This is a genomic window from Winogradskyella costae (assembly GCF_013403865.1).
GTDB lineage: Bacteria > Bacteroidota > Bacteroidia > Flavobacteriales > Flavobacteriaceae > Winogradskyella > Winogradskyella costae.
In genome coordinates, this window is sequence record NZ_JABFDK010000004.1 from 111,743 (window position 1) to 135,030 (window position 23,288).

Annotated in this window: 19 protein-coding genes; 6 read left to right on the forward strand and 13 right to left on the reverse strand. The window is 34.1% G+C overall.

Annotated elements, in window-relative coordinates:
• Positions 1-43: 43 nt before the first annotated feature.
• Positions 44-2,107, reverse strand: a complete 2,064-nt coding sequence (locus HM986_RS10720; protein ID WP_179335090.1) for a S9 family peptidase — start codon at positions 2,105-2,107, stop codon at positions 44-46.
• 238 nt (positions 2,108-2,345) lie between these two features.
• Between HM986_RS10720 and HM986_RS10725 the strand changes: the two genes are divergently transcribed.
• Complete coding sequence (locus tag HM986_RS10725) at positions 2,346-2,669, forward strand: YbaB/EbfC family nucleoid-associated protein (protein WP_179335091.1); 324 nt, start codon at positions 2,346-2,348, stop codon at positions 2,667-2,669.
• Here HM986_RS10725 and HM986_RS10730 read toward each other — a convergent pair.
• On the reverse strand, positions 2,662-3,678 hold the full coding sequence (locus HM986_RS10730; protein WP_179335092.1) for a threonine aldolase family protein: 1,017 nt from the start codon (positions 3,676-3,678) through the stop codon (positions 2,662-2,664). The genes HM986_RS10725 and HM986_RS10730 overlap by 8 nt on opposite strands.
• Positions 3,679-3,885: 207 nt before the next feature.
• Between HM986_RS10730 and prfB the strand changes: the two genes are divergently transcribed.
• The 4 genes from prfB to HM986_RS10750 all read left to right on the forward strand — a co-directional run bounded on the left by prfB (position 3,886) and on the right by HM986_RS10750 (position 8,516).
• A protein-coding gene (prfB, locus tag HM986_RS10735) for a peptide chain release factor 2 (protein WP_179335093.1) occupies positions 3,886-4,996 on the forward strand; the annotation gives its coding sequence in 2 pieces (ribosomal slippage) (positions 3,886-3,948 and positions 3,950-4,996; 1,110 coding nt in all).
• A 12-nt stretch (positions 4,997-5,008) separates the two neighbouring features.
• Positions 5,009-5,350: an arsenate reductase (glutaredoxin) gene (arsC, locus tag HM986_RS10740; RefSeq protein ID WP_179335094.1), complete on the forward strand. Its 342-nt coding sequence runs from the start codon at positions 5,009-5,011 to the stop codon at positions 5,348-5,350.
• A 96-nt stretch (positions 5,351-5,446) separates the two neighbouring features.
• Positions 5,447-5,869: a hypothetical protein gene (locus tag HM986_RS10745; RefSeq protein WP_179335095.1), complete on the forward strand. Its 423-nt coding sequence runs from the start codon at positions 5,447-5,449 to the stop codon at positions 5,867-5,869.
• Between the two features lie 115 nt (positions 5,870-5,984).
• On the forward strand, positions 5,985-8,516 hold the full coding sequence (locus HM986_RS10750) for an outer membrane beta-barrel family protein (protein ID WP_179335096.1): 2,532 nt from the start codon (positions 5,985-5,987) through the stop codon (positions 8,514-8,516).
• Between the two features lie 74 nt (positions 8,517-8,590).
• Here the strand turns inward: HM986_RS10750 and HM986_RS10755 are convergent, their stop codons facing one another.
• Both HM986_RS10755 and HM986_RS10760 read right to left on the reverse strand, forming a co-directional pair.
• Entirely contained in the window at positions 8,591-11,173 is a 2,583-nt protein-coding gene (locus HM986_RS10755; RefSeq protein ID WP_179335097.1) for a zinc-dependent metalloprotease, read from the reverse strand.
• A 213-nt stretch (positions 11,174-11,386) separates the two neighbouring features.
• Positions 11,387-12,049 carry an HAD family hydrolase gene (locus HM986_RS10760; protein WP_179335098.1) on the reverse strand — a complete coding sequence of 221 codons (663 nt, stop codon included), beginning with the start codon at positions 12,047-12,049 and terminating at the stop codon, positions 11,387-11,389.
• A gap of 130 nt (positions 12,050-12,179) precedes the next feature.
• Here HM986_RS10760 and HM986_RS10765 point away from each other — a divergent pair, with 130 nt between their 5' ends.
• On the forward strand, positions 12,180-12,332 hold the full coding sequence (locus HM986_RS10765; protein WP_179335099.1) for a hypothetical protein: 153 nt from the start codon (positions 12,180-12,182) through the stop codon (positions 12,330-12,332).
• 77 nt (positions 12,333-12,409) lie between these two features.
• Here the strand turns inward: HM986_RS10765 and acs are convergent, their stop codons facing one another.
• The 9 genes from acs to HM986_RS10810 form a co-directional block, all read right to left on the reverse strand.
• Positions 12,410-14,317: an acetate--CoA ligase gene (gene acs, locus HM986_RS10770; protein WP_179335100.1), complete on the reverse strand. Its 1,908-nt coding sequence runs from the start codon at positions 14,315-14,317 to the stop codon at positions 12,410-12,412.
• Positions 14,318-14,389: 72 nt separating this feature from the next.
• Positions 14,390-16,285: an acetate--CoA ligase gene (locus tag HM986_RS10775; protein ID WP_179335101.1), complete on the reverse strand. Its 1,896-nt coding sequence runs from the start codon at positions 16,283-16,285 to the stop codon at positions 14,390-14,392.
• Complete coding sequence (locus HM986_RS10780; RefSeq protein WP_179335102.1) at positions 16,282-16,506, reverse strand: hypothetical protein; 225 nt, start codon at positions 16,504-16,506, stop codon at positions 16,282-16,284. The genes HM986_RS10775 and HM986_RS10780 overlap by 4 nt, the downstream gene beginning before the upstream one ends.
• Positions 16,507-16,579: 73 nt before the next feature.
• Positions 16,580-16,945 carry a response regulator gene (locus HM986_RS10785; RefSeq protein ID WP_179335103.1) on the reverse strand — a complete coding sequence of 122 codons (366 nt, stop codon included), beginning with the start codon at positions 16,943-16,945 and terminating at the stop codon, positions 16,580-16,582.
• Positions 16,946-16,961: 16 nt separating this feature from the next.
• Positions 16,962-19,649, reverse strand: a complete 2,688-nt coding sequence (locus tag HM986_RS10790; protein WP_179335104.1) for a sodium:solute symporter family transporter — start codon at positions 19,647-19,649, stop codon at positions 16,962-16,964.
• Positions 19,642-19,836, reverse strand: coding sequence for a hypothetical protein (locus tag HM986_RS10795; protein ID WP_173589256.1), 195 nt, complete (start codon positions 19,834-19,836; stop codon positions 19,642-19,644). The genes HM986_RS10790 and HM986_RS10795 overlap by 8 nt, the downstream gene beginning before the upstream one ends.
• A gap of 125 nt (positions 19,837-19,961) precedes the next feature.
• On the reverse strand, positions 19,962-21,728 hold the full coding sequence (locus HM986_RS10800; RefSeq protein ID WP_179335105.1) for a sodium:solute symporter family protein: 1,767 nt from the start codon (positions 21,726-21,728) through the stop codon (positions 19,962-19,964).
• Positions 21,729-21,759: 31 nt separating this feature from the next.
• The gene (locus HM986_RS10805; protein ID WP_173589254.1) at positions 21,760-22,020 is read right to left on the reverse strand and encodes a DUF4212 domain-containing protein; all 261 of its coding nucleotides are present in this window, start codon (positions 22,018-22,020) and stop codon (positions 21,760-21,762) included.
• A gap of 13 nt (positions 22,021-22,033) precedes the next feature.
• Complete coding sequence (locus HM986_RS10810; RefSeq protein ID WP_179335106.1) at positions 22,034-23,281, reverse strand: hypothetical protein; 1,248 nt, start codon at positions 23,279-23,281, stop codon at positions 22,034-22,036.
• Positions 23,282-23,288 lie beyond the last annotated feature (7 nt).

Here is a 23,288-nt window from a genome sequence, read left to right on the forward strand (position 1 = left end):
ATTAGACACCTAAAACCTCGCAAAAGTAACCTTTTTTTTTGATTTAACTTGAAATTCCTTCTAAATCAAGTAAAAATGCAAACTCTTCCGCATCCTCTTTTAAGCTCTCAAACCGTCCGGATGCACCTCCATGACCAGCTTCCATGTTCGTTTTAAGATACAATTTGTTAGTGTTTATTTTTAAATCTCTAAGTTTAGCTACCCACTTTGCAGGCTCCCAATATTGAACTTGCGAATCGTGAAGTCCGGTTGTAATCAACATATTAGGATAGGCTTTGGCTTCAACATTATCGTAAGGCGAATACGATTTTATATAATCATAATAGAGCTTATCATTGGGATTTCCCCATTCATCATATTCTCCTGTCGTTAACGGAATAGAATCATCTAACATCGTCGTAATAACATCTACAAAAGGTACCGCTGCAATAATACCGTTATATAATTCTGGTGCTGTATTAATAATTGCTCCCATTAACAAGCCTCCTGCACTGCCTCCCATAGCATATAAATGTTGTGAAGACGTATAACGTTCTTTTATTAAATGCACTGAACATGCTATAAAATCTGAAAATGTATTTTTCTTGTTCAGTAGCTTTCCATCTTCATACCAATGGCGACCGAGGTATTCTCCACCTCTAATATGAGTAATGACATATATAAATCCACGATCTAATAAACTCAATCTTATGGTTGAAAAATAAGGATCCATTGTAGAACCATAACTTCCATAAGCGTATTGTAACAACGGACTGTTCCCGTCTTTTTTCACACCCTTTTTATAGACTACAGACATCGGAATTTTAGTACCATCGTCTGCTGTGGCCCAAATGCGTTCTGATACGTAATTGTCTTTATCGAAATTCTTATCTAAAACCTCTTGCTCCTTTAATACAACTTTCGTTTTCGTACGCATATTAAACTCAATAACCGAAGACGGAGTCGTTATTGCATTGTAGCCATAACGCAATATTTCAGTATCAAAATCTACATTGGTGCCTGTATATGCAGTGTACGTTTCGTTATCAAAAGGTAAATAGTAATCTTCACTTCCATCCCAACGTTTTATTCTTATTTCGTTTAAGCCGTTTCTTCGTTCACTAATAACCAAATAGTCTTTAAAAATATCGATACCTTCTAATAGAACATCGCTTCTATGCGCAATCACCTCACTCCAATTTTCTATTTCTGTACCTGACTCAGGCGTTTTCATTAGTTTGAAATTGATGGCTTTGTCCTTATTGGTGAGAATATAAAAGTGATTATCATAATGAGAAATACTATATTCTAAACCTCGCAATCGGGGTTGAAAAACCTGAAATTTGCCTTCAGGATTATCCGCATCTAGAATATGATATTCATTCGTTAATGTGCTATAGCATGCAATTATGATATATTTTCTAGATTTTGATTTGTAGACCGCAGCACCAAATGTATCATCTCCTTCTTCAAAAACAAGTTCGTCTTCCGAATTATCTCCTAAGCGATGTTTATATATTTGAAACGCCCTAAGGGTAATCTCGTCCTTTTTGGTATAAAATAAAGTAGCATTATCATTTGCCCAACTTGAAGAACCTGTAGTATTCAATACGCGATCTAAAGCCACTTCGTGAGTTTCCAAATTCTTTATATGAATCGTATAATTACGTCTTCCGGTATTATCGATACCGTAGGACACTAATTTATTATCCGGACTAATACTGATCCCTGCTAATTTGAAATAAGGTTCTCCTTCAGCCATCACATTACAATCAAATAATAACTCTTCAGGATTATCTAAATGCTCTTTTTTACGTGTGTAAATAGGGTAATCTTTTCCTTTTTCGTATTTTGTAATGTACCAATAGCCGTTATATTTATAAGGTACGGACGAATCGTCTTCTTTAATTCTAGCCTTCATTTCTTCAAATAAATTGGCCTGAAAATCCTTCGTATGTGCCATTTCAGAATCGCAAAAGTCGTTCTCAGCATTCAGATAATCAATCACTTCTGGATGTTCTCTATCTTTCATCCAAAAATAATTATCAACACGAATATCTCCATGTTTCTCTAATTGATGTGCGATTTTCTTGGCAATAGGTGGATGTATATCCGATTTTTTTATCATTTGTTCAGGAAATTTAGTCCAAAAGGAGGCGCAATTTAGTAATTTTGCATCGAACTCATCTCGACTTTTTGTTTTTAACCGAAAATGAGATGGAATTTGTTTAGATGAGACTATTTTTGCAAAGCATAGCATCACTATTTAAAGTAAAATAGTTGAAAGACAACCTATTTTTAATCATTTTTTAGGAAACAAATAAAATGAAGATGCGTTCATAAAATAAATTTAAAAAGACAACAATATGTTTGGAGATATGATGGGAATGATGGGCAAATTAAAAGATGCTCAAAAGAAAGTTGAAGCGACAAAAGAGCGCTTACATACCGTTTTAATTGACGAAGCAAGTAGCGATAATAAATTAAAAGTAACAATTACAGCTAATAGAACAATCAAATCTATTGCTATTGCTGACGAATTACTTCAAGATAAAGATATGCTTGAAGATTATTTAATCCTTACTCTTAATAAAGCGATTGACAAAGCAACCAATGTTCATGAAACAGAAGTTGCTGCTGTTGCTAAAGAAGGTATGCCTAATATTCCTGGAATGGATATGTTTAAATAGATTTTAGCTCACTTAAAAGTTTGTCATGCATTTGGGTTGTATAATCCAAATGTGTGACCATTCTAAGTTTATTACTTCCCATTCCTATAATATGAATATTCTTTTCTTTTAAGTTATTCAGGAATTGTGCCTCATCCACGCCCTCATTTAATTCAAAAATGACAATATTGGTTTCAATAGGTTCTACCTTTTTAATCATGGATAATTTAGATAACTCCGCTCCTATATCTTTCGCTTTTTTATGATCGTCTGCCAGTCGTTCAATATTATTATCTAAAGCATACAAACCAGCAGCAGCCAAATAGCCAACCTGTCGCATATTACCCCCAAAAAGTTTTCTTAAACTTAAGGATTTTTTCATAATCTCGGCATCACCTATCAATACAGAACCTATTGGGCAGCCTAAGCCTTTACTTAAACAAACGGAGACCGTATCGAAAAGCTGACCGTATTGTAACGCCGTTTCATCTTTTGCAACCATAGCATTCCATAAACGCGCTCCATCTAAATGAAAACCTAGATTATTAGTTCTACAGACGTTTTTAATGTTTTCAAGCTCTTGAAAATCCCAACACGCTCCTCCACCCTTATTTGTGGTGTTTTCAACCTCAACTAAACTGGTTTGACTATAATAATATTCAGAAGGGTTTATGGCTTCCTTTACTTGTTCTGCCGTAAACATACCACGATCACCATCAATGAGTTTACAAGATGCGCCACTATGAAAAGCCACTCCTCCAACTTCATAATTATAGATATGAGCATATTTATCGCAAATCACTTGTTCACCAGGATTGGTATGCAATTTTATAGCAACTTGATTCGCCATACTTCCCGATGGAAAAAATAATGCTTTCTGTTTTCCAAATAGTACAGCCAACCGTTCTTCTAATTCATTAACCGTTGGATCTTCTCTAAAAACATCATCTCCAACTTGGGCAGACATCATAGCATCTAACATCCCTTTCGATGGTTTTGTCACCGTATCGCTTCTTAAATCTATTATCATATTCTTTCCCCGAGAAAGCGGAAATCTTTTATTAAAATTTGAATCCTATTCTAAATACTAAACTAGACTATTTTTCTCTTTTCGATTGAGAAGAATTAAAATTAAAGTCTCATTTTCTAAAATATAAAACTACGAAATTTCCAAAAAACCGATTCAAAATTATGGCACTTTAACAACGCACCTTATATTTGTATAAAATTCTACTATATGATTACATCAGATCAAATAAAAGATCTCAATTCCCGTCTAGACGTACTTAGACAATATCTTTGACTTAGATGCTAAGCTCATAGAAATCGCTAACGAAGAAGAGCAAACTTTTGACCCTAATTTCTGGAATGACTCCAAAGCTGCCGAATTGATTATGAAATCCATTCGAGAGAAAAAAAGTTGGGTTAATGACTATAACGATGCCAAGTCTCTTTTTGAAGATTTAGAAGTCATTTACGAATTCTATAAGGAAGACGAAGCTCCCATGGAAAATGTTGAGACACGCTATAAAATGGCAACTGATTCTATTGAAAAATTAGAATTTAAAAACATGCTTTCGGAAGAAGGTGACAGCTTAAGCGCTGTACTGCAAATTACAGCCGGCGCAGGTGGAACCGAGTCTTGTGATTGGGCAAACATGTTAATGCGAATGTACTTAATGTATGCTGAAAAAAGCGGTTATAAAGTTAGAGAGCTTAACATGCAAGAAGGTGATGTTGCTGGCATAAAAACAGTAACTCTAGAAATTGAAGGAGATTTTGCCTTTGGTTGGCTAAAAGGTGAAAACGGCGTTCATCGTTTGGTACGTATTTCTCCTTTTGATAGTAATGCTAAGCGCCATACCAGTTTTGCATCTGTTTACGTTTACCCATTGGTTGATGACACTATTGAAATAGACATTAACCCATCTGATATAGAAATCACAACAGCCAGATCTAGTGGAGCTGGTGGACAAAATGTAAACAAGGTTGAAACCAAAGTTCAACTGTTACATAAGCCTTCTGGGATTCAAATTCAATGTTCAGAAACACGTTCTCAGCACGATAACCGAAATAGAGCAATGCAAATGTTGAAGTCTCAATTGTACGAGATTGAGCTACAAAAGCAAATGGCACAACGTGACGATATTGAGGCTGGAAAAATGAAAATTGAATGGGGAAGTCAAATTAGAAATTACGTGATGCATCCTTATAAATTAGTTAAAGATGTACGTTCTGCCCATGAAACGGGAAACGTAGACGCGGTTATGGACGGTGACATCGAGCCTTTCTTAAAAGCCTATTTAATGATGATGGGGCAAAAAGAAGATTCAACACTAAAATTGTAATAAACTCAGACTATGATTAAAATATACCACAATCCAAGATGTTCTAAATCGAGACAAGGACTTTCTTTATTAGAAGAATCCGGCAAACCATTTGAAACCATAAAATATTTAGATGAAAATTTAACATCGGTAGAACTTCAAGATATTATTATAAAATTGGGTATTGAACCTATAGATTTAATCCGAAAGAACGAAGCTATTTGGAAGTCTGAATTTAAAGGTAAAACTCTTACTGATAACGAAATTATTGCAGCTATGGTCAATCATCCCAAACTCATAGAGCGTCCTATTGTAATTAATGGAGATAAAGCTGTGATAGGCAGACCACCAGAAGCAATCAAAGATATCCTATAACGTTACAACCATTAACGCGCCTGTTCTAAATTTTATCATAAACTAAAATGATTTAAAGTGAGCAGCATGTGACTATACAATATTAAACACAAACACATGAAAAAGATAGTTTTAATCACTTTTACCATACTCTTAAGCTTAAACACTTTTGCCCAAACGAATAGAGAGCCAACAAAGCAAGAAATTGCTAAATATGAACGCGAGGCGGAAGAACGCAAAGAGGAATATATTGCAAATTTCTTAACCACTCTAGAAGCTGATGATTTTCAAAAGCAAATCGTTAAAATAAATATAAACAGTTTTTTTGATGAGAAAATAGCCATCTTAAAAACAAATTTTGAACGTTCTATAGATCGTAATGCAGCGATAAAAAAATTAGAAGACAATCACTTTTTAGAGTTAGAGGAGCTCATTTCGGAAGACGATATGACTAAAATAAGAGAACTAATTAAAGGTGATTTTAAAGAAAGGGAAGTTATAAAAAAGAAGCGCAGAAAGAAAAAAAAGAACAAAGACTAATGTTTTGTTAAAAACGACTCAACACCTATTGTCTTTAACACAAGATTAACCAATTTCAACTAAACTAAAGGTATTTTTGCAAATCTAACAGACTAATAACCTTTAAATATTTGTGATGAAATTACACCTTATTACCGCTTTTTTTTCAATTTTTTGTTTTACGCTTTCTTTTGCTCAAGAAGATATAACGATTGAAGGTACCATTCTTGAAGAAGATACCAATATCCCTTTAGAATACGCTACAGTTGTTGTTAAAACTAAAGCCGATAGTAAAATTATAACTGGTGGTATTACAGACACTAAAGGTAATTTTAAAATTGAAGTTCCGTCTGGAGCTTATATTATCTCTGTAGAGTACATCTCTTACAAAACAAAAAATTTCCCAGAACAAAATTTTAACGAAGATACCAATTTAGGTACGATCAGTTTAGCCTTAGACGTAGCGTCTTTGAATGAAGTTATGGTTGTTGCAGAGCGGACTACTGTCGAAATAAAATTAGACAAAAAAGTTTATAATATCGGTAAAGATCTAACTACTGCAGGCGGAACCGTAAGCGATGCACTAAATAATGTACCATCTGTTGATGTAGATGTAGAAGGAGCTATAAGCCTTAGAGGTAATGAAAATGTCCGTATTTTAATTAATGGAAAACCTTCCGCGATGGCAGGTTTTGGTGACAGTAATATCTTAAGTCAGTTACCTGCAGAAGCTATTGAGCGCGTCGAAGTGATTACCTCACCATCTGCGCGATATGATGCTGAAGGTACTGCAGGAATACTGAATATTATTCTTAGACAAAAAGAAACATTAGGCTTTAATGGGTCTGTAAATTTAACCGCTGGTAATCCTGATAATTTAGGAGTTTCTGCGACTCTAAACTACCGTAAAGAAAAGTATAATTTGTTTTCTAATTTTGGTTGGCGTTATTCTGATGCACCACGCACCACCTTCACTGATGTTGACTATTTTGATACCTTAGATGACGACGATCAAATTGACGAACCAGAATTCAGAAGAATCCGTGAAGACCAAAAAGTTGATCGCTTAAGCAGAAACTACAATGCCAATATTGGTATGGAATATTTTTTAAATGAATCTTCCTCTTTAACAGGTAGTTTATTCTATAACTTTGGAAACGATTCAGACGTTTCTCTAAATAGTAGTGAACGCTTTAACAATAATGTCATTGTAGAAGAAACACTTAGGAGAGAAAGAGAAACGGAAAAAGACAACAAGTATCAAGTTGCACTTAATTACGTTAAACGTTTTGGCGAGAACAGCGATCATAAATTGACTGCTGACTTTCAATACGAGAAAAGTAAAGAAGATGGACTCACTTACTTAAATGAAGATTATATTTTTACCAATCAAACGTTACCAGAACCATTTCAGATTGAACAAGAATTCACTTACGAAGATCAAAAAGAATACCTATTTCAAGCAGATTACGTATTACCTTTAGGAAAAGATTCTCGTTTCGAAGCTGGGTATCGTGGCAACTTTAAAAATAGTAACACGGACTATCAACTAAATCAAGAAGATACAGATACTGGAATTATTTCGATCAATGAGGCTATTTCAAATATATTCGATTACACAGAAAACGTAAACGCTTTATATACGCAATACGGATCTAAAATTGGGCAATTCTCTTACCTATTTGGGTTACGATTAGAAAACACGCAATTAAAAGGAACAATTGATTCACGCCTTACAGAACAAGAATTAAATACTGAATTCGGTTTCCCTATTGATACTGATTTTAATAATAATTATTTAGGTCTATTCCCTACTGTTAACTTTATTTATAATTTAAATACAACCGACAATGGGAATGAAGAAAGTATTACACTTGGATACAATAGAAGAATTAACCGTCCTCGTGGTTGGTACATTAACCCTTTCCCTTCTCGTTCTAGTAGAACTAATATTTTTCAAGGAAATCCTAATTTAGACCCTGCTTACTCTAGCACTTTTGATTTAGGCTATTTAAAACGTTGGGAAAAGTTTACACTTACCTCGTCTGTTTATTACCAACACGAAACAGATTCTTTTGAACGTGTACAGGAAAACACTGGTCAAACAACCACAGATGGTATTGATATTATTAGAACAATTCCTATTAACTTAGCGACTAATAAAAGAGTTGGAGCTGAACTAGGAGCTATGTATAATCCTGAAAAATGGTTACGTTTAAACTCTAGTTTTAACTTCTTTCAATTTGAAACAGAGGGTGATTTTAATGGAGTAGATTACGGAGCTAAAAACACAAGTTGGTTTGCACGTTTCAGTTCTAAAGTCACTTTACCTCTCGCTATAGATTGGCAAACAAGCGCATTTTATAGAGGAGCAAGACAGGATGCACAATCTGATACCGAAGGTATTTTCTCTTTAGACTTAGCATTCAGTAAAGAAATATTAGATAAAAAAGCAACAATATCAGTAAACGTTAGAGATTTACTTAACTCTAGAAAATACGAATCTGTAACCACTACAGATTTCTACAGTCGATATAGCGAATTTCAATGGAGACAGCGTCAAGTTAATGTTTCTTTCATCTACAGATTTAACCAAAGGTTAAACAACAAAGACCGTTCTGATGATCGCAGAAATGGTGGTGGAGATGATATGGAATTCGAGGGTTAGAATTAAATTACAATTATTAAAAAAGCACAAATTGCAATGCAATTTGTGCTTTTTTTTATGCTAAATACTTCTTTTTATTTCACCTCTTTAAGTGCATTATCTATTAAAGTACGTAAATGTTCCTTATGAGCTTTACTAGAAATATTACCATTAGGCGTAGCCATAGTTCTAATTTGCTTTAAATTATAAAGTGTCATTGATTTAGCATTATTAGAATAACGACTACTTTGTTTTCCTGTTAACATATCAATAAGCGTATTGGTATAAGAAATTTGTAAATTTTGTCTAAACGAATTTATATTTTTATAGATATCTGCTTTAAAAATGGCAGAGTTCAAATCAGTCATAAACTGAGATAAAGTGTATTCATTACCATACAATTCACTATCGGTGATTCTCTGCAAAGTATTATAATGTAATACATGCCTTAATACATTCTGTTGATATGTTAAGACTTGTTCGTGTATTTTAGGGTCTTCTGTTCCTCTCATAAAGCCAAAACCACGGCGTTGCATCGCTAAATCATTATACAAATCATTTGGTGCACTAAACGCTGTAGGAGCAAAAGCATATGTGGTTAAGGCGCTCATTGCACGCTCTTGGTCTTCTAAACTGACAGGAGTAAATGGCTGCGAACCGCCTTCTTGTCCAATCATTGCTCTATCAACGTAAACACCACCGATAAATCTTGAAATAACAGTAACAGCAGTAGCACGTTGACCACTTAATAAATAATAAGCACGTCTTAATTCTTGATAAGATTCACCAGTTTTAGAGAACTTCGTTTTAACGTCGCTCATCATACTATCAACTAACTTAATTCTATCAATAGAATACCCAATTTGATCGTTAGACAAATCACCTATCATAACTCTAGGATCGATTGCTTTACCAGGAGAACGCATATCATCAGCATCATTACCAAATATTAATTCGGGTTCTGTACTTCTATTAAGCAGTGCTACTTTCTCTCCTTCAGAGTCAAAAGGTGTATAACCAAACTGAATAGCCCAAACATCGTAAGGACCAACTGATGTATCGTAATACTGACCCTGCATAGATCTGTCGTTAGTAATATTAATACCTGCATAATCCATTACAGAACCTGTTAGACATTTACCTTCAATAAAATCTTTATCTGCTAACTGTTCAGGTGAGAATAGCTGACTTGCTTTCATATTATGATTTAAACCCAATGTATGTCCTACTTCATGCATAATCAAAGCTAACATCGACTCTTTCTTCATACGAGCCATTTCAAGATCTGAGCCCGTTGTAGATTCAATTAATGCTTGCCCAAATAAAGTGTTTTCGTGCATTACATGCCCAAAAGAACATAATACTTCATTCTTTTTTAAATAATCTGATGGACTAAATTCGATATCGGCTTTTGCTAAATCAAACAACTGATCATAAAAAACGCGGTTGGTAAAATGCACATACTCTAACATAATATCTGCACCTATAATTTCGCCTGTTTTTGGGTTTACAAAACTTGGTCCATAACCTCCAAAAGGTGGGTTTGGTGAAGACGTCCAACGTAAAACATTATAATTAATATCTCCAGCATCCCAATCTGCATCATCTGGTTGCAACTTTACAACCATAGCATTTTTAAATCCTGCTTTTTCAAACGCTTTATTCCACTCTAAAACTCCCGCTTTAATTGTTTCTCTCCATTCTACAGGAGTTGAATTCTCCATCCACCAAATAATGGGTGTAATAGGTTCTGAAATGGCTAATTCAGGATCTTTTTTAATTAGATTCCAACGGTGTACTAAATCTTTATAGGGTGCTGAATTAGTAGCTGTTTGATCATTAACTTGCGTCGTAAAATAACCCACTCTAGGATCATCAAATAGTGGTTCATAGTCATTATTTGGAATGGCAATTAAACTATGGAATATCTTTATACTTACATTTCTACCATCGGCAATAGCTTGAGATCCTCCATTTATTACTGAAGGACTTGAATACACATATTCTACTTCAAGATTGGTGTTATCATCATAATTTTTGATACTATTAATTTTCGTCTTAGTCTTATCGAGATTACCTAAGGTAAACGCCATTGGGCTAGCACCCGGAAAACGCGGAGGTTTTATTTGAGTTAAGGTTTCTTTTAAAAATAAATCATCCGCTTTAATTAAATACAAGCCTTCTTTATCATCGTGTGCTTCAATTTTTACTGTTGCCATAATGCCTTCACTCGTATTGGCATCTTTAGATTTAGATATTGCACTTTCAGGATTGAAATAAAACGATGTATTTTGAGAGACAAATTCTATTTTATCGTAATATTTTTTCACTTTAAAAACTTTAGAACCACCATAAGCTCCTCTGAACCGACCAGCATCTACTACTCCATTTGAGATTTGATTAAAATGGATAAACTCTTTATCTAAATGATCTTCACTTATTAACATTTGCAAAGATCCATTAATGGTATCTCTATACATGGTAAAAAGACCTTCAATCTTTTTGCTAGATTTGGTAAGCTCTTTTATTGATTTTACCTTTTTAGGTGCTGAAGCAGGCTTTTCCGTCTTATTTTTTTTCTTTTTGCGCTGAGCCTCTACGTTTTGAGGCACTATAACAGCACAAACGAGCAATGCCAATGAGAACAGTCTAAAAATATGGCGTTTTCTGATAGTCATAATGATGTGGTATTTGTTAGTTTATAATGAAGAGATACAAGATAAGGAATATCTTTCTAACACAGACAAAAATAGCAACATTCTAATAGACAGCAGGTTAAACTAAAAAGAAAGAACAACTACAGGTTAACACATCATAAACCTGTAAAATGTATTAAAGCTTTAATAATTAAGTATATTCAAAAGTACGTCTCAAACGACAAAAGGCTGATTTTAGTGCTTAAAAAATTTAGGTGACTCAGAATACGCTATTTCCTTGAAACTGGAAATTACAACATTTGCTTTTGAATAATCTTGACCCGAAGAATGCGCACTTTTAAAACCTGCACAAAAGATACCAGCGGCATGTGCTGCTTTAATACCGTTGGTAGAATCTTCAATTACCATACATTCCGATTTTTCAAAACCCGTATGCGCTGTGGCTTTTAAAAAAATTTCAGGATGTGGCTTTGATTTTTCTAAATCGGCTCCACTAAATTTACCTATAAAGAATGGATTCAATTCAAAGCGATTGAATATGCGCTTAATATTTGGCATTGAAGCAGAAGATGCTACAACCAATTTTAAACCATTAGCATGATAATCTTTAATGCGTTCTAAAACCCCTTCAATTAAGGTTAAATCGGAATCATTTTCGAATAAATAGGTAAAGTGTTTTCTTTTGATACTTACTAAACTTTCAGGAGAGACATCCATCTTAAAATGATCGACTAAGCGTTTACAAATATTAATAGTAGATTGCCCTGTAAAGGATTCATATAGTGTCTCATCAACATCAATATTTACATCACTAAACATCTGATAGTAGGCTTTGCGATGCAAAGGTTCTGTATCTACAATTACACCATCCATATCAAATAAAACAGCCTTTAACATAACATTCTTTTTAATTTGAGGCGAAGATAAAAAAAGTAAATGGTAATGCAGAATCTAAGCCCCTAACAATAGTCTTACGTTTATATTAAATTATGCGTAGCTTTGCCTCTAGATATTTATTTCTTAAATCATGGCAAAAACAGGACGCGAAAAAAACACAAACAATAAGGCCAAGCATAGCAAACTCATTGCTCAAAAAAAGAATAAGCTAAAGTCTAAATCAGACGAACGTAAAGCACGTTTAAAAGCGATTATAGATAAAGCCAAAGAAGCTAAATCTTAAATAGTAATTTATATACTCAAAAAAAAATCCAAAACTAAATTGAAGTTTTGGATTTTAAAATTTGATGTTATGATGTGTTATTTCACATTATCAATTATGCTTTGCACGACTTCCGGATTTAGCAACGTACTTGTATCTCCTAATTGATCGACTTCATTTGCAGCAATCTTTCTTAAAATTCTACGCATAATTTTACCTGATCTAGTTTTTGGCAATGCTTCCGTAAATTGAATTTTATCGAGTTTGGCAATAGGACCAATTCTATCTGTAATTAGCTGATTGATTTCCATTCTTAAATTATCATGGTTTCGGCTTTCTCCAACATCTTTTAGGGTTACATAACCATATAACGCATTTCCTTTAACATCATGTGGAAATCCTACAATAGCAGATTCTGAAACTGCTGGATGCTCATTAATAGCATCTTCAATTGGTGCTGTTCCTAAATTATGACCGGAAACGATTATGACATCATCTACACGACCCGTAATTCTGTAGTATCCAACCTCATCTCTTAAGGCTCCATCTCCCGTAAAGTACATATTATCATAGGCAGAAAAATAGGTGTCCTTATAGCGTTGATGATTACCCCAAATGGTTCTTGCCATTGAAGGCCATGGAAATTTAATACACAAACGCCCTTCTACTTGGTTACCTTTTAATTCTTTCCCGCTCTCGTCCATTAAAGCTGGTTGTACGCCTATAAATGGCAAAGTCGCATAAGTTGGTTTAGTTGGCGTAGAAAACGGAATTGGAGTAATCATAATACCGCCCGTCTCAGTTTGCCACCATGTATCAACAATCGGGCTTTTCTTTTTTCCAACGTTTTCATCATACCAATGCCACGCCTCTTCATTTATTGGCTCTCCTACAGACCCTAAAACTTTTAAAGACGACAAATCATATTTTTCTACAAATTCTGCCCCCTGTTTTGCTAATGCCCTAATAGCCGTTGGTGCCGTATAAAACTGCGAAATTTTATGTTTCTCTACAATATCCCAAAAACGACCGTAATCTGGATAGCTCGGCACCCCTTCAAACATTACAGATGTAGCACCATTTGCTAAGGGTCCATAAACAATATAACTATGCCCTGTAATCCAACCAATGTCCGCAGTACACCAATAAATATCATCTTCACGATATTGAAAAACATTCTTAAATGTATAAGCCGTATAAACCATATAACCGCCAATGGTATGCACCATACCTTTTGGTTTTCCTGTTGAACCTGAAGTATAAAGAATAAATAACGGATCTTCAGCATCCATAATTTCAGCATTACAAACTGCACTCGCATCGTCTAAAAGTGGTTGTATCCAAACATCACGATCCTCTTTCATATATACCCCAGAATTAATACGATTGACAACTAGAACAGATTCTATACCTGGTGTATCATTTAAAGCTTCATCTACAATACCTTTTAAATCTATAGTTTTAGAACCACGATAAGATCCATCGGACGTAATAACCATTTTGGCATTACAATCATTAACTCGGGAAGAAACTGCAGTAGAAGAAAAACCTGCAAAAATAACGGAATGTATTGCGCCTATCCGTGCACAGGCTAATACTGAAATTGCTAATTCAGGAATCATGGGTAAATAAATACAAACGACATCTCCTTTTTTAATCCCCTTATCTTTTAATACGTTAGCAAACTTACACACTCGCTCATGGAGCTGCTTATATGTAATATGTTCTGCCTCATCATTTGGATTATTAGGTTCAAATAACAATGCTGTTTTATCTCCTCTAGTATGTAAATGTCTATCTATACAGTTTTCTGTGATGTTAAGTTTGGCGTCTTCAAACCATTTGAATTCAGCTTTCTTAAAGTCATAACTTAAAACATTAGACCATCGCTTTTTCCATGTAAAATGTTCCTCTGCTATTTCTTCCCAAAATTGTTCTGGATTACGGACTGATTTTCTATAAACTTGAAAATATTCTTCAAATTGCTTAATATGATAATTACTCATGCTTTTTTTAATTTAATATGATTTATTGGACTTTAACCACTTTTATATATGAAGTGTAAGAATGTTATGTTTTTATTTATATATCCCGATACTATAATTTTGGTATACTCGTTTTATTTCATCTATAATCGCAACATCATCAATGGTTGATGGTATATTATACTGTTGTTCATCTGCTATATTTCGCAATAGTTTCCGAAGTGTTTTTCCACTTCTTGTTTTTGGTAAACGTTCTACAACAAGTACATCTCTAAAGGATGCTACAGCACCTATTTCTCTCCTAACATCTTGTACTATTTCTTTTTCTACAAGTGTACTTTCATAGTTTTTATCGGTTTTTAACACAACTAAACCTAAAGGCTTTTGCCCTTTAATTTCGCAATGCACTCCAAATACAGCACATTCTGCAACAGCATTATGTGACGCTACTATTTCTTCCATTTCTGCGGTAGATAAACGGTGACCAGCGACATTAATTATATCATCTACACGACCTGTAATGAATACATAACCGTCTTCATCAATATAACCTCCATCCCCTGAAAAATAATAACCTGGAAAACGATTTAAATAACCGAACTTGAAACGCTCTGGATTTCCCCAAAGATTACTTAATGTTCCTGGAGGCAATGGTAACTTTACAGTTACGTATCCCTCTACAGTAGATTCAACCTCCTCACCATCTTCATTTAAAACTTTTATATCATAACCCGAAACAGGAAGACCTGCAGATCCTGGCTTTATTGGCTGTAAGCTTACGCCAACCATATTCGCCAACATTGGCCAACCACTTTCGGTTTGCCACCAATGATCTATTACAGGAATATTTAAATGATGCTCTGCCCAAGTTAAGGTCGCGACATCACAACGTTCGCCAGCTAAAAACAAATATTTTAAACAGGATAAGTCATATGGTTTTAACAGATCTCCATTAGGATCTTCTTTTTTAATTGCTCTAATTGCTGTTGGAGCTGTAAACATTGCTTTTACATTATGTTCATTTATAACGCGCCAAAACGTAGAAGCATCTGGTGTTTTAATTGGTTTACCTTCAAAAACAATAGTTGCATTTCTATTAAGCAACGGTCCGTAAGCTATAAAACTATGACCTACAACCCAACCAACATCACTTGCTGCCCAAAATACTTCACCTTCATCGACACCATAAATAGATTTCATAGAAAACTTCAAAGCTATAGCATAACCACCTGTATCTCTAATAATTCCTTTTGGTGTCCCAGTGGTTCCTGAAGTATACAAGATATATAAAGGATGTGTGGACTCTACTGAAACCGCCTCTATTGAAGGTGATTCTTCGACTAAAGTTCTATAATCTACATCATAATCTTTCTCAGGGATCTCGACACCCAATTGCCTATCGAAAACAATAACATGTTCTGGCTTATTTTCAGATTTTACAATGGCTTCATCTACAAACGGTTTGTAAGGAATAATACGCTTAATTTCTACTCCGTTTGATGCTGTAATAATTGCTTTTGGCTTACAATCATCAATACGAATTGCCAACTCATGTGGCGCAAAACCACCAAATACAACGGAGTGAATAACACCAAGTCTAGCACAAGCCAACATAGAAAAAATAGCTTGCGGAATCATAGGCATATAAATAATACAAGTATCTCCTTTTTTAAGGCCTAACTTTTGCAATCCACCAGCTAATTTTGAAACTTCGTAATGTAGCTGATTAAATGTAATATGTTGTTTTGTATTGGTAACAGGAGAATCATAAATAAGCGCATTTTGCTCTCCATAACCATCATTAATATGTTTATCTATACACAAATAACTGAGGTTAAGTTTCCCATCTTCAAACCACTGATTATAGTCATACTTATCCTTAGACAATATGATTTTAGGTGATTTAAACCAATCGATTTCATTAGCTTGAGTTTTCCAAAATTGTTCTGGATTACTGATGCTTTCGTTATAAAAATTTTGGTATTTCACGACTTTCCTTTTTTAGAGTTAAGTAAGCCAAACCAATTAGGATTGAGTATTTGAAGTTTGATAAGCACCCAAATAATGACCACAAAACAAATTCCCATAACTATTGAAAGCATAGGAGTTACGTTTGTAATATTTTCGTATTTAAACCTTAAAAACAGCGTAGCTATAACATAGATACTTATAATTATATCTGACGCTAATGGGTTAATGTGAAATTTCATGTCTTTAAATTTTAATTAAACTTAGTTTGTTTGCACACAAAACCAATTTTAAAAAAGACTTAACAGACTATTTCTAAGTCACAAGTTCCAATATTTCTGAAACTATTTTTTTTACTGAAAAAGGTTTGGTTAAATATTTATCCGCTCCAAGTTTTAAACCTTTTTCAACGTCTGAAGCTTTATTTTTAGCTGTCAAAAACACAACTTTTATATGTTTTAGACTTTCAGATTCTTTTATAAATGTTAAGGTTTGATACCCATCTACATTTGGCATCATAATATCTAACAAAACAACGTTAGGCGTATGATCTTTTAATATTTCTAAAGCCTCACTTCCATCTCTTGCAATAAACACTTCAAAACCTTGTTTTTTGAAGGTGTACTCTAACGACATCACAATATTTGGCTCATCGTCAACAATTAAAATTTTCTTCGTCATACTTTAGGGTATCAATTTACTCAAAAGGTATTGTAAAAACAAGCGTTGCACCATTTTTTATATCTTTTTTGGCCCAAATTTTCCCTTTATGCTTTTCTACTATTTGTTTTGTAATCGCTAAACCTAACCCACTACCCTCTGGTTTTCTTGTATTTTGATTTTTAGATTGGTAAAATTTATCGAAAATATAAATAAAATCTTCTTCCGGAATTCCTTTTCCATTATCTGCTACTGAGATTTCAACGACTTGGTTACCGATCTTATAATCGACTATAATTTTTCCTGTTTTTGTTTCGCAAAATTTAATAGCATTAGATAATAAGTTAGTCAACACTTGAAGAATACGGTCTTCATCATAGTTAATTACAAAAGGATGCATATTGTTATTTACAATTAAAACTTCTTTTTTTGATGCAATTTGAGAAACACTAGCAATAGCTTTACCAATTGTTTTTTGAATATCTTGTGGTTGTAAGTCTAAATGCAAACCACCTGTTTCTAATTTTTCAAAATCTAAAATATTCTTGATTAAGCGCCCTAAACGATCCGAATCTTGTAAAATATTCTTTAAAAATTGGACTTTAATTTCTTTAGGCATTTCCTCATCATCTAGAATGACTTCGGCTGCTGCACGAATTCCTGTTATTGGCGTTTTTAACTCATGGGCGACAGTATCTAAAAATTCATCTTTTTGCTTGTCTTTATCTATCAACTCTTCATTAGCTTCTTTCAATTGAGATGTTAATTGAGATAACTCATTCGACTTTTCTAGAAGTACTTTATTGCTAACTATGTTCTCTTTAGATTCCTCTAAAATCTTTAAAACCTCAACCAAACTAATCTGCTCTTCCTTAACCACACTTGCAATTAATATTTTTGCTGATGCAGAACCAATACTTCCTGTTAAGAGTTTTTCTGAAAAATTAATTAAACGTGCATCTGCCAACTGTGTATCTTGAGATAATTTATACTTTGTGAAAAATATTTTTAAAGCACGATTCGCTCTTTTTTCACCTAAGAATCGTGCTAAAACATTTTTAATATCTGCCACATAAGCTTCACCTTTCCAAACCAAGGCATTATCCTGAAGATTTGTAAAGTTTTTACTATCTACAAACATTTCAGCATAATTACGTTCTCTATAATTTCCTTTAGACATTAATGAAAACATTAAATAGCTAAACAAATTAAAGGTTATACTCCAGAAAAAAGCGTGAGCTGGTGGACTTAGAAAATCAATTCCAAATAAGGCATAGGGTTTTAAGGCTTCAATACCCATTAATCCATATTGACGAAAATCGTCTGTACCTGTATAAGCTTCCAATGTAAACGGCAAAACCAAGGTGTATATAGCAATACAAAAACCGACTATCATTCCAATAATGGCGCCTTTTGAAGAGCCACGATTCCAATATAAACCTATAAAAAAAGATGGTGCTAACTGAGATATAATCACAAACGATATTAAACCTATGGAATACAGCGATAGTGCTTTTGAAAAAATTACATAAAAGAAATATGCTGCGATAATGATGGTAAAAATAGAAACACGACGGATAGTCTTAATGTATTTTGAATTGCGTTCCGGTTGATTTTTTATGAATTTATCTAAGAACCCATATGGAATTACCAAGTTATTACTCACCATTGTAGACAACGCCAAAGTAGACACTACAACCATAGAAATCACCGCTGAAAACCCACCTAAAAACACAAGCGTTGCCAAAAAGGTATTACCATATTCTAAGGGCAATAATAGCGTATAGTATTCTGCATTTTCTGTGGACCCAAAAGTGAGTTTCCCTGCCCAAGCAATAAAGATGACAAAGATATTAAACAACAATAAATACAATGGAAATAACCAAATAGCCTTCTTAAGATGTTTTTCTCTGTTATTCTCTAAAACGGCAACTTGAAACTGTCTTGGTAATAAAAACACGACCATAAATGATAAAGCGATCATGAAGAACCAATTAAAACCATCCTCTACTTTACCAAGTGTAGTTAATTCTTTAAAGTTATCTGTTACAGAAATTTTCTCATAAATATCCGAAGTCCCATCAAACAAGTAGAATGTAATATACGTTCCTATTGCTAGAAAAAACAACAATTTCAACATCGATTCTAATGCTACTGTGGCAACAATTCCTTTATGTTTTTCTGAAGCATCTGTATTTTGAGTTCCAAAAAAAGCAGCGAATATGGCTAACAATAAAGCGATGTAAAATGTAGAATCGTCAATTACGGTGGTAGAAACATAACTATTATCTCCAGATATAATTTCGAAGGTTTCTGAGACGGCCTTCAACTGTAAAGAAATATAAGGCAAGGTACCAAAAAGACAAATCACAGTAACTAATGCACCTAAAAACCTATTATTTCCGTAACGTAAAGAAATAAAATCTGCAATAGATGAAATTTTATGTTGCTTAGATATTCTTATAATTTTCCGAAGCACAACAATCCATAGAGGTGCAGCAATAACAGGCCCTAAATAGATTGGTAAAAAATGGATTCCGGAATTAGCGGCAATACCTACGCTTCCATAATACGTCCATGCTGAACAATAAACCGCTAAAGACAAGGTGTAGACGTATGGATTATTTACCCATTTACTTTGTCGTTTCTTTTCAGCAAGAAAAGCAATATAAAACAACATTGCTAAATAGATAATAATGATAATGATTACGGCGTAACTATTCATAATGGCGTTTTAAAACGATATATGAAATCACAATTGAAATCATCCAAAACGTAAATAGCGAAAAGTATAGTGTTGGAATCCCAAAAATGGCGCCTTCAAAATTAAAAATGAGGACAAAGGGAATATTGAATACAAAAAACAAAGCTATTGATAACACAACTAGCTTTTGCTCGTGACGTTTTTTCATGAATTCGTAATTATTAATAGAAACAACTAAATATCTACTAATATAAGAAATCAGTATTACAAAAATTGCAATACTGATTCTCTAACTAAGTAAAATTAAAATAATGATATATAAACATTAACTTTTTAATGGTCTTGTGCTTCTCCTGCTCCTGAAGGTATTCTGATACTTTCAACCATATCTTGAACCTCTTGAGGTGGTGCAACTGATAATCTTGAAATAACTACAGAAACTACAAAATTGACACACATGGCAATAGTTCCAAAACCTTCTGGTGATGTTCCAAACCACCAATCTTCACTGGTTCCTCCTCCAAACATATCAAGTTTAAATCGCATCATGTAGTACATCATTAATGTAATACCAACGATCATACCTGCAATAGCACCTTCTTTATTCATTCGTTTATCAAAAATCCCTAAAATAATGGCAGGAAAAAAAGATGCCGCGGCAAGACCAAAGGCGAGCGCGACGACGGCGGCGACAAATCCTGGTGGATTAATCCCGAAGTAACCTGCAATTAAAATCGCTACAAAAATTGAAATTCTTGCTGCTCTTAATTCATTTTTATCAGAAATATCTGGTCGCAATTGTTTCTTAATTAAATCATGAGAAACGGATGTAGAAATTACTAAAAGTAATCCTGCAGCTGTAGATAAAGCTGCTGCAAGTCCACCGGCTGCTACCAATCCAATGACCCAGTTTGGTAAGTTTGCAATTTCAGGATTTGCTAATACCATGATATCTCTATCCACATATAATTCATTGACTTCACCGCTACTGTTAGCAACAATACGCTCACCATGTTCTCCCCTAGCATCTGTAAATTCTGGCTTACTACTAGACAATGCGTTTCCTGCAACATATTGAATTTTACCATCGCCATTTTTATCAGACCAAGCAATTAAGCCTGTATTCTCCCAGTTTTTAAACCAAACCGGAATTTCATCATAACGTTGGTTACTTACCGTTTCAATTAAATTAGTTCTAGAAAAAACGGCTACAGCAGGCGCTGTTGTATACAAAATAGCAATTAAAAATAATGCATATCCTGCAGATTTACGTGCATCTTTCACTTTAGGCACTGTAAAAAAGCGAACAATAACGTGAGGTAAACCAGCAGTACCAGCCATTAACGCTAAAGTAATTGCAAATACATCCCAAGTACTTTTGGTTCCGCTTGTATATTCATGAAACCCTAATTCTGTATGTAAAGAATCTAATTTATCGATAAGAAATGCTCCGCCTTCAACTTTACCACCCATTCCTATTTGAGGAATTATATTTCCTGTCATTTGCAATGAAATAAAGAATGCTGGCACCATAAAGGCAAAAATCAAAACACAATATTGTGCCACTTGCGTGTATGTGATTCCTTTCATACCACCCAATAAGGCGAAAGCCAGTACCACTGTCATTCCTATAATCACACCTACAGTAATATCTACCTGTAAAAATTGAGAAAACACAATTCCAACACCACGCATTTGACCTGCAACGTAAGTAAATGAAACGATTAACGCACAAATTACAGCCACCGTTCTTGCAGTGTTTGAATAGTAGCGATCTCCAATAAAATCGGGAACTGTAAACTTCCCAAACTTCCGCAAATAAGGCGCTAAAAGTAATGCTAAAAGTACATAACCACCTGTCCATCCCATAAGGTAAACAGAGCCATCGTAACCTGCGAAGGAAATAATACCTGCCATACTTATAAAGGAAGCGGCACTCATCCAATCAGCAGCCGTTGCCATACCATTTGCTAATGGCGAAACACCTCCACCGGCAACATAAAATTCTTTAGTTGAGCCAGCTCTAGCCCAAATTGCGATTCCGAAATACAGCGCAAAAGTAATGCCGACTAATAACCAAGTCCATGTTTGTACACTCATAATATTTTTATTTAATGTTGTTAGTTAAGGCTTACTCGTCGTAACCGTATTTTTTATCTAGTTTGTTCATTAATCTTACATAAACGAATATTAATACCACGAATACATATATAGACCCTTGTTGCGCAAACCAAAATCCTAGTTTAAAACCACCTAGCTTAAATTGGTTTAACTCTTCTCTAAATAGAATGCCACACCCAAAGGATACTACAAACCATATTGTTAGAAGTATGGCTAGATACTTCACATTTTCTTTCCAGTACGCTGTTGCGTGATCCTGTTTGTTACTCATAGTTTCTTAGTTTTTATAGGTAAATCATAGCCTGAAGCGAAATAGTACTAGTGTCTACCGATCCAAAGCTTTGATTCATGTATTCTAAAGTTAATTTTGAATTATGTCCGCTCATATAAGCATTGATGCCAACACCTAATGTAGATTTGTTATCATCAACAGCATCATAACTATGTGTTCCGTAACTGAAGTAAGGTTGAAATCTAGTTTTTAATTTATCACCATTGAGAACATAACCTACATGACCATAAAGCATACTTCCTGTTCCGTATGCGCTATATAAATAGTTTTTTCCGTAGTTACTATTTTGATAGACAGCATACGCAGTAATAGCACTTCCGTCTTCACCAATTGGTGTATCATAAAAAGCATCGACTGCAAAGATGGATACATCTTCACCTTCAAGATTTGGTGCAATAGCTGTGCCTGTATCAATTACTGAACCTTCAGGATGTAAAAAGAAACCTGCACCAATATTGAATACTTTTTTCTCTCCTAAATAGGTACCAACTTTATAAGGCAAAAAGTTTGACTCTTGATCTAAAAAATGATAATCGAAATAACCAGCATAGGTTTTTCCTGCAGCTTTAGAACCAAGATTAGAGCGACCATTATAAACGGCATCACCACCTGCAACAGCTGTACGACCATCTAAAGAAGATACAGATGCATCGTTTACAGCAACGCGATATTGTAATTTATTGAATTTCCCTTTCATAAACACACCTAAATGTCTTGCAAATTGATCTGACAAACCAATAGTTGCCCATGACTGACGGTTGTTATCTAGCGTCATGATATTAAGTGTACTTTGATTGTTTAATCTAGAAATACCATTGAAATAATGTAATCCTCCACCAACAGTATGATTTTCGCCTACATTATATTGCGCCCAAACATCGTGAAAGAAGAGTTGAGAACCATCACCTTTTCCAGTAGGACTTAACGTGGAACTTGTTAAACTATTTAATCCAAAATGAGTTAGAATTAAAAAGTCCTTGTTAATTTGAGCGAACATTAACACTCTAGCACGTCGTAAATTAAAGTTTAATTTACTGTTTTCGTTTCCGTTACTGTCAAATGTGTCATCCGTATTGTAATTGGCTTGGACTTGTGCCCAAGAAATGAGACGAAGATATTTAGAGCCATCTTCGTTGAATTTGAATTTAAGTCCACCAGAATAATCTGGCGAGCCTTGAGCAATCATAAATTGAAAGAACATGATAAACAGTCCTATCAATACAAAAGTTTGATTCTTCATTGTTTAA